Source organism: Bacillus sp. 05T22 (assembly GCF_056396765.1).
The window spans coordinates 95,769-102,919 of record NZ_JBFTMC010000021.1; the positions used below are offsets into that span (position 1 = coordinate 95,769).

At 33.5% G+C, this 7,151-nt stretch carries 9 protein-coding genes and 1 riboswitch; of the genes, 8 read left to right on the top strand and 1 reads right to left on the bottom strand.

Annotated elements, in window-relative coordinates:
* Window positions 1–45: 45 nt before the first annotated feature.
* From AC1DIT_RS09850 to AC1DIT_RS09875, 6 genes are all read left to right on the top strand, one after another.
* Window positions 46–945: a sulfite exporter TauE/SafE family protein gene (locus AC1DIT_RS09850; protein ID WP_016115296.1), complete on the top strand. Its 900-nt coding sequence runs from the start codon at window positions 46–48 to the stop codon at window positions 943–945.
* 359 nt (window positions 946–1,304) lie between these two features.
* Window positions 1,305–1,497: riboswitch (Lysine riboswitch) on the top strand.
* A 112-nt stretch (window positions 1,498–1,609) separates the two neighbouring features.
* Window positions 1,610–3,073 carry an amino acid permease gene (locus AC1DIT_RS09855; RefSeq protein ID WP_476998165.1) on the top strand — a complete coding sequence of 488 codons (1,464 nt, stop codon included), beginning with the start codon at window positions 1,610–1,612 and terminating at the stop codon, window positions 3,071–3,073.
* Between the two features lie 136 nt (window positions 3,074–3,209).
* Window positions 3,210–3,434 carry a GNAT family N-acetyltransferase gene (locus AC1DIT_RS09860; RefSeq protein ID WP_016115298.1) on the top strand — a complete coding sequence of 75 codons (225 nt, stop codon included), beginning with the start codon at window positions 3,210–3,212 and terminating at the stop codon, window positions 3,432–3,434.
* Between the two features lie 20 nt (window positions 3,435–3,454).
* Window positions 3,455–3,781, top strand: coding sequence for a GNAT family N-acetyltransferase (locus AC1DIT_RS09865; protein ID WP_229161728.1), 327 nt, complete (start codon window positions 3,455–3,457; stop codon window positions 3,779–3,781).
* Window positions 3,778–4,287 carry a GNAT family N-acetyltransferase gene (locus AC1DIT_RS09870; protein ID WP_016115300.1) on the top strand — a complete coding sequence of 170 codons (510 nt, stop codon included), beginning with the start codon at window positions 3,778–3,780 and terminating at the stop codon, window positions 4,285–4,287. The genes AC1DIT_RS09865 and AC1DIT_RS09870 overlap by 4 nt, the downstream gene beginning before the upstream one ends.
* A 97-nt stretch (window positions 4,288–4,384) precedes the next feature.
* Window positions 4,385–4,690, top strand: a complete 306-nt coding sequence (locus AC1DIT_RS09875) for an iron-sulfur cluster biosynthesis family protein (RefSeq protein ID WP_016115301.1) — start codon at window positions 4,385–4,387, stop codon at window positions 4,688–4,690.
* A gap of 139 nt (window positions 4,691–4,829) precedes the next feature.
* On the opposite strand, the gene AC1DIT_RS09880 is transcribed toward AC1DIT_RS09875, so the two are convergent.
* Window positions 4,830–4,952, bottom strand: coding sequence for a hypothetical protein (locus AC1DIT_RS09880; RefSeq protein ID WP_016115302.1), 123 nt, complete (start codon window positions 4,950–4,952; stop codon window positions 4,830–4,832).
* Between the two features lie 508 nt (window positions 4,953–5,460).
* On the opposite strand from AC1DIT_RS09880, the gene AC1DIT_RS09885 reads away from it, so the two are divergent.
* Complete coding sequence (locus tag AC1DIT_RS09885) at window positions 5,461–5,850, top strand: hypothetical protein (protein WP_016115303.1); 390 nt, start codon at window positions 5,461–5,463, stop codon at window positions 5,848–5,850.
* Window positions 5,851–6,262: 412 nt separating this feature from the next.
* Entirely contained in the window at window positions 6,263–6,967 is a 705-nt protein-coding gene (locus tag AC1DIT_RS09890; RefSeq protein ID WP_033671245.1) for an alpha/beta hydrolase, read from the top strand.
* Window positions 6,968–7,151: the final 184 nt, after the last annotated feature.

Sequence of the window (7,151 nt, forward strand, 5' to 3'; positions counted from 1 at the left end):
CTCGAGAAAAGAGCCTTTTTATTTATTATTACAGGGGGATTTTATATGCAAAAATTAATTGTCTTTGCTATTATTGGTTTTTTTGCTCAACTGATTGATGGGGCACTTGGAATGGCTTACGGAGTAACGTCTTCCTCATTATTATTAATGTTTGGAATTGCACCTGCTATCGCTTCCGCATCCGTTCATTTAGCTGAAGTTGTTACCACTGCAGCTTCTGGCGTATCTCATATTCGATTTGGAAACGTTGATAAATACACTGTTTCCAGACTAACATTACCAGGTGCAATTGGTGCTTTTGTTGGTGCTTGTTTTTTAAGCAATTTACCGGGTGATTTAATTAAACCGTACATTTCTATCTTTTTATTTACTTTAGGTGTCTATATTTTATTACGATTTATTATTCAAAAACAAATTGTCCAATCAAATAAACGTATGTCTAGTAAGCAACTTATACCACTCGGATTGTTTGCGGGATTTGTTGATTCAACTGGTGGAGGTGGCTGGGGACCTATCACTACACCAGTACTTCTCGCACGTGGAAATGAAGCAAGAAAAGTCATTGGTTCCGTTGATACGAGTGAGTTTCCTGTCTCATTAGCTGCAACTATTGGATTTTTCATTTCATTAGGCTGGGAACAAGTAAGCTGGTTTTGGGTATTTGCTCTTATGCTCGGCGGCATTATCGCCGCTCCAATTGCTGCATGGTTAGTACGAATTGTACCTTCACATTTACTTGGTGTACTCGTTGGTGGACTGATTATTTTTACAAATATCCGGACACTGCTTACATCATTTAAAGTGGATCCAACAATTATTAACCTTTCCTATATTGCAGTGGGTCTTGTCGTTATCATTGCACTTTTCATTTCGGTTAGAAATCACTCCCAGCTTACAAAACAGAACGTTGGATATACGACTGGACAAAAACGGGTTTTGCCTTAAAACAGAAATAATTATAAAGTGGTGTGAAATACTACGGTAAGCAAATGATAAGTTTGCTTACCTTTTTTAATCTCTTTAGCACACTTTATTTTGCTTATAATCAGTGTCGAATTTATTTTTTTCTGAATTTTCTTTTAATTTTAGAGGATTTTCCATATCTTTTTGCGAAACATTTGTATAACAATTTTTTCTTAATTTTTTACATATCAAGTAGGTTCGGGTGGAATTTCGAAAACGTTTCCTATACAATAACCGATTTTTTTGATATTTTCCTACAAAAATTCCTTGCAATATTTTCAGAAACTAATTACAATTGCCATATATTAAAAATCACAGCAATAAATAAATCCTCATCAATCCGATGAGGTAGAGGTTGCGGCTTTTATTAGTAGAACGGCTTAGACACAGAGAATGTCAACGACTCCGTTTGAAAGGAAATGCTGCCGAAGTTTGTATTTCTTCTCTGGAAGTACGAGCTGGGGCTGTCTCCGAATAGGAACAGAACTGTCACGTTTACAAAGTACCGTGTAAACGTGGGGTGCTATCTTAACGGAAGGGTATGATGGGGTGGTTATTTGTGAAACGTTCCGCCAAATTCCTTTGGCGGTTTTTTGTATTTTTCTCCCCGTTCCTTCCTAATCTTGCAAGAAAAGGAGTGTTGAACATGAATAGCGCAACGAATCAAGCTACCTCTAAAACTCAATCTACACAAGGACAAGGTGAATTAAGACGCGGGTTAAAATCTCGTCACCTTACAATGATTTCTCTTGGCGGTACAATTGGTACCGGACTCTTTCTTGCCAGCGGTGGTGTCATTCACACAGCAGGGCCTGGCGGAGCTCTCGTCGCATATGCGGCAATCGGAATTATGGTTTACTTTTTAATGACAAGCTTAGCCGAATTAGCAGCTTACATGCCTGTCACTGGATCTTTTAGCACATACGCGACAAAATTTGTCGATCCATCACTTGGATTTGCACTCGGCTGGAATTATTGGTATAACTGGGCAATTACCATTGCCGCTGAACTTGCAGCCGTAACATTAATTATGAAGTTTTGGTTCCCAAATACACCTTCCCTTATTTGGAGTGGCCTTTGTTTAGTCATTATGTTTCTTTTAAATTACTTATCTGTTAAAGGGTTTGGTGAAGCGGAATATTGGTTCGCACTTATTAAAGTAGCTACTGTTATTATCTTTTTAATCGTTGGATTTATGATGATTTTTGGTATTATGGGTGGCGAACCTGTTGGATTTAAAAACTTTACTGTTGCAGACGCACCATTTAACGGTGGTATTATGGCAATTATCGGTGTATTTATGGCTGCTGGTTTTTCATTCCAAGGAACTGAATTATTAGGTGTAGCTGCTGGTGAAACTGCCGATCCAGAGCGTAGCATTCCAAAAGCAATTCGCTCAATCTTTTGGCGYATTYTATTATTCTACATYTTWGCAATTCTYGTTATCGGTTTATTAATTCCATATACRACTGAAAGYCTTGCAGCTAGCGATGTAACAGTAAGTCCATTTACACTTGTATTTGAAAAAGCAGGCGTTGCATTTGCCGCTTCTGTTATGAACGCAGTTATTTTAACTGCAGTTTTATCTGCTGGTAACTCAGGTATGTACGCATCAGCTCGTATGCTTTGGGATTTAGCAAGACAAGGAAAAGCACCGAAATTTTTAGGTAAATTAAATAGCCGCGGCGTACCTGTTAACGCGTTAATCGCAACTTCAGTAGTTGGCTGTGCCGCTTTCCTAGCTTCCTTATTTGGCGACGGTGTTGTATATATTTGGTTATTAAATGCATCTGGAATGTCCGGATTTATTGCATGGGTCGGAATTGCTATTAGTCATTATCGTTTCCGAAAAGCATATATTGCACAGGGAAAAGATTTAAATGATTTACCGTATAAAGCAAAATGGTTCCCATTTGGTCCAATCTTCGCATTTGCACTTTGTGTCATTGTCATTTTAGGACAAAATTACGGAGCATTTATAGGCGAGTCTATCGATTGGAATGGTGTACTTGTTTCCTATATCGGCTTACCTCTCTTCCTTGTGATGTGGTTAGGATATAAATTTACAAAGAAAACAAAAGTAATTCCTCTTGATAAATGTGAACTATAAGGTGATAAAAAATCAGCAAACACACTCATGTTTGCTGATTTTTTTATTAGAATGACTCTTTACATTCAAAGGATATGTTTATTTTATGTCGAATGATGTATTAGATGTAAGAAATTCAACATAAAGAAGGTGTGACATGTTTGTAAATTCTCAAATTGAAACAGAAAGATTACATATACGACCTTATAGGATCCACGATGCATCCGCCTTATACGAATTACAAAAACAACCTGAAGTAAACTTCTATATTCCAGAGCCCATTTATTCACTTAAAGAAATAGAAGATATTATCCACTGGAGCATCGAAATGAATAAAAAAATTCCAAAAACCATATCGCTAAGTTTAATCTTTCTATTATAGAAAAATCTTCTCAAAAATTAATTGGCTATTGCGGATTAGGACCATCGGATTTCGAACCAACTTCAACTGAACTACATTACGCACTCTCTCGTGATATATGGGGAAAAGGTTATGCTACCGAAGCAACGTCTGCTCTTTTACAATATGGGTTCTCGGTAATTGGACTGGAAATGATCATCGCTTCTGTCTTTCCAGAAAACCAAAAATCTATTCATGTATTAGAAAAGCTTGGATTTCAATTTAAAGAAACTGTACAAAACTTAGAAGAGACACTCAAAGAGTATGAAGGTATGCTTTATTTTCACATTACGAAAGAGTTATTTCTACAAAAAGCGGTATTAAAATGAATATTATCTTAGAAACTGTTTCCACAGAACAAATGGAGATGTTAAAAAATTTTTATGCTCTCTATTTACATGATTTATCCGAATTCTCCCCTACCCTTCATCCGAATGAAAATGGATTTTTTGAATTTGATGCCTTTGAACTTATTTGTAACCGAGATGAGCTTTCTCCTTACTTTATTAAATATGAAGAAAAATATGTCGGGTTTCTCCTATTCGCGAAATCACCATTCACAGCACCTGAAACAGATTTCTGTATTAATGATCTTTTTTTATTAAAAGCGTACCACGGAAAAAAGATAGCAGATCAAGCAATTTTAGAACTGTTAAAACAGCACAAAGGAACTTATTATGTAATGCAATTAAAAAACAATAAAACAGCGGTGAACTTTTGGAAAAAATTCTATCAAAAGAATGAGATAAAGTATCAAGAAGTTGAAAAAATAAGTGATGACGAGTTATGCTTAACACAAACATTTACAGTTCCATCCTTACTTTTCAAATCGTAATCCCCATACGCTTATCATTCATTGAGGCCCTTTACTTCCCTATTTCTTATGTTTTTGCAATAATAGAATGAGAAATATAAACAAAGGTTGGGATTCCATGAACATTCGCGTAACGGATGAAGCAAAAGCCGTATTACATAAATCAAACGCAAATAACAAAAACATCATACGTATTAGAGGTACAATGACAAATTCTTGTAGTATATTTGTTGATGTGGATTTAATTTTCGATGAGTATAATCCAAATGAAATCGCTTATGAAGATGAGCAACTTATTATTCAAATGGATGATTTTACAAAAGACTATATAGGAAATACATTAAAGCTTGATTATAAAATGACAGGTTTTAGTATTACGACTCCTAGCGAAACGCTTGTATATGGTTTATCAATTAAAAAATGAAGAGTCCCCCCTTGTTTCTTAACCGAAGCATGGGGGATTCTTCATTTTTACCTAATCTTATCAATATGCTTCCTTGAATTAAAGTTTAATAGAAAGCATCTGATAGACACACATTTACAGTAAACTAAAAGAATCGATTTTATTTACTTGTACGTTGAATGAAACCAACTTTTTTAGCTATTTGTTGAATAGAAAGTGAAGATAAGTAATTTTGAAGTTCTTGAGAGAATAGATTCATTTCATCTGAAATAGAAAACGCCATCCCTCCTATTCTCTTTTTCTCTCTTATTATCTAAATTACACCAAAAAAGTATTATTATAGGATAAAATAGAGTCAAAGGATATAATATTATATGTGAAAAGAAGCATAAGATGGCCGTTTTGGTCAACATATGCTTCCTTTAGCTTGCAGCCAACTTATGCTTCTAATATGTGTGCAGAGATAATAAAGTTGTTTAATTTACAATAAAGTCATTTGAAAAATAATATAATTGTTTAAAAATCCTTCTTCCACTAACGGAGTAGATTAGCTCAATAAGGAATCAAAATAATGTATACAGATAATAAAGTTGTTTAATTTTTAATTTAAGATACTTCACTATCCTAAAAAATATAACAATAAAGTCGTTTGAAAATCTAAATTTTATTGAACAATCGCTCCCTATACTTAAGTAAGGATTGTACTTTTATAGCAACTTCTTTTGGTTTAAGTTATTTTCATAAAAATGTTAATATTAGTGAAAATAACTTATTAATAAGGGGACTACTAAATGACGAAAATTGAATTTGGGATTCTAAGTAGCGAAAAAGATGAAAAAGCAATTGTTAAAAATATCAATGACTATTTAGCGTCTCTAAATAGAACATTATCCAAACAAAAAAACAAGAGTATGCTTGATGCTCGGCTTCCTTATATTTACAAACATTTTTATTGGAACCTAAATAAGGCTGAGAGAGTTTATTTCGAAATTTACCCTAACAAAGATATAGAAGGAAAATACAGATTCGAAACAAAGAAGAATTTAAACTGGATAATCTTTTTTAATAAACTAGATCTAGTAACGGGAGTTGAAAATCAGGAAAAATATATTAAAGATATATTAGAAGCTACCAAGTTTGAATTTCAATTCCTTAAAGAATCTCTTGAGAGCGTAGAATGACACTATTGAGGTTCAAGTTTCTTTAAAGGAGTTCCTCCATTAAATGGCTCGTTTGATGAATAGTATGACTAACATTTTTAAATGCCTTTATTATTTTTCAAATGACTTTATTGTAAATTAAACAACTTTATTTTTAACCCCGTCCTAAATTAGAACGGGGTATGCTTGTTTGAGCTTTTAAAATTAAATAACTTTATTTTCATTTCACAAATAAGAATTTGTAGCTTCTGAAGAAATGGAAAAAAGAAAGGTTTTAAATACAAAGTAGACTCTGTTATACAGGGGTAGAGAGATATTATAATTCATTTGTGATAAATTAGGAATAGTTTGATTTGTTTAAAACTGAGTAGAGGATTATAAAGTGTGTGCGGTTTTTTGCCAAGTCCTATATGTCTTATCCTTTGGAGGAAATATGCTTAAAGATAATTTTAAAATTAGTAATATTCCCACGGTTTTATGGGGAGATAAGAGTGAAAAAATTTTTATTGCAGTACATGGAAGTATGTCAAATAAGGAAGATGCAGTTATTGAAATATTAGCTGAAGAAGCCAATCAAAAAGGTTATCAAGTATTAAGCTTTGATTTACCTGAGCATGGAGAAAGAAAAAATGATAATACTCCTTGCAAAGTACAGTTTTGTGTTAGTGAATTATCTATAGTTATGAATTACGCAAAAGAACATTGGAAAGAAGTAAGCGTGTTTGCATGTAGTATGGGAGCTTATTTTAGCCTTTTAGCCTATCAAAATGATGTGTTAGAAAAGGCATTATTTTTATCACCAGTAGTTAACATGGAACGAATTATCGAAAATATGATGAAATGGTTTAATGTAACACCAGAGCTTTTGCAAAAAGAAATGACTATAGAAACACCTGTTGGTCAAAAGTTATATTGGGATTATTTATGCTATGTAAAAGAACATCCTATTAATACATGGAATACAGATACATATATTATGTATGGAGCCAAGGATGAACTGTGCGAATTTGAAACTATTAACTATTTTACAAAAAAACATCGTTGTGAATTAGAAGTCATGGAAACAGGTGAACATTACTTTCATACTGAAGAACAGTTAAAGATATTTGAACAGTGGTTACACAAACATATCGATTAACAAATTACAATTTATCTTGGGTGAATATTGTAACCGTCAAGTAGAATTGGTTCTGACGCACTTTTGGTGATGATCTATATGTCCCTATGTAAAGAGATTTAGATATTTTTTCAGAAAAGCATTCTCTCTACAAAGTTAATAACACCCYTTGTGTTAATAGTTTGCTACTCGCACGTCCATACAT

Coding starts and splice junctions, on each gene's coding strand:
- AC1DIT_RS09850 (WP_016115296.1), top strand. CDS start 46: ATGCAAAAATTAATTGTCTTTGCTATTATTGGTTTTTTTGCTCAACTG.
- AC1DIT_RS09860 (WP_016115298.1), top strand. CDS start 3,210: ATGTTTGTAAATTCTCAAATTGAAACAGAAAGATTACATATACGACCT.
- AC1DIT_RS09870 (WP_016115300.1), top strand. CDS start 3,778: ATGAATATTATCTTAGAAACTGTTTCCACAGAACAAATGGAGATGTTA.
- AC1DIT_RS09875 (WP_016115301.1), top strand. CDS start 4,385: ATGAACATTCGCGTAACGGATGAAGCAAAAGCCGTATTACATAAATCA.
- AC1DIT_RS09880 (WP_016115302.1), bottom strand. CDS start 4,952: ATGGCGTTTTCTATTTCAGATGAAATGAATCTATTCTCTCAAGAACTT.
- AC1DIT_RS09885 (WP_016115303.1), top strand. CDS start 5,461: ATGACGAAAATTGAATTTGGGATTCTAAGTAGCGAAAAAGATGAAAAA.
- AC1DIT_RS09890 (WP_033671245.1), top strand. CDS start 6,263: ATGCTTAAAGATAATTTTAAAATTAGTAATATTCCCACGGTTTTATGG.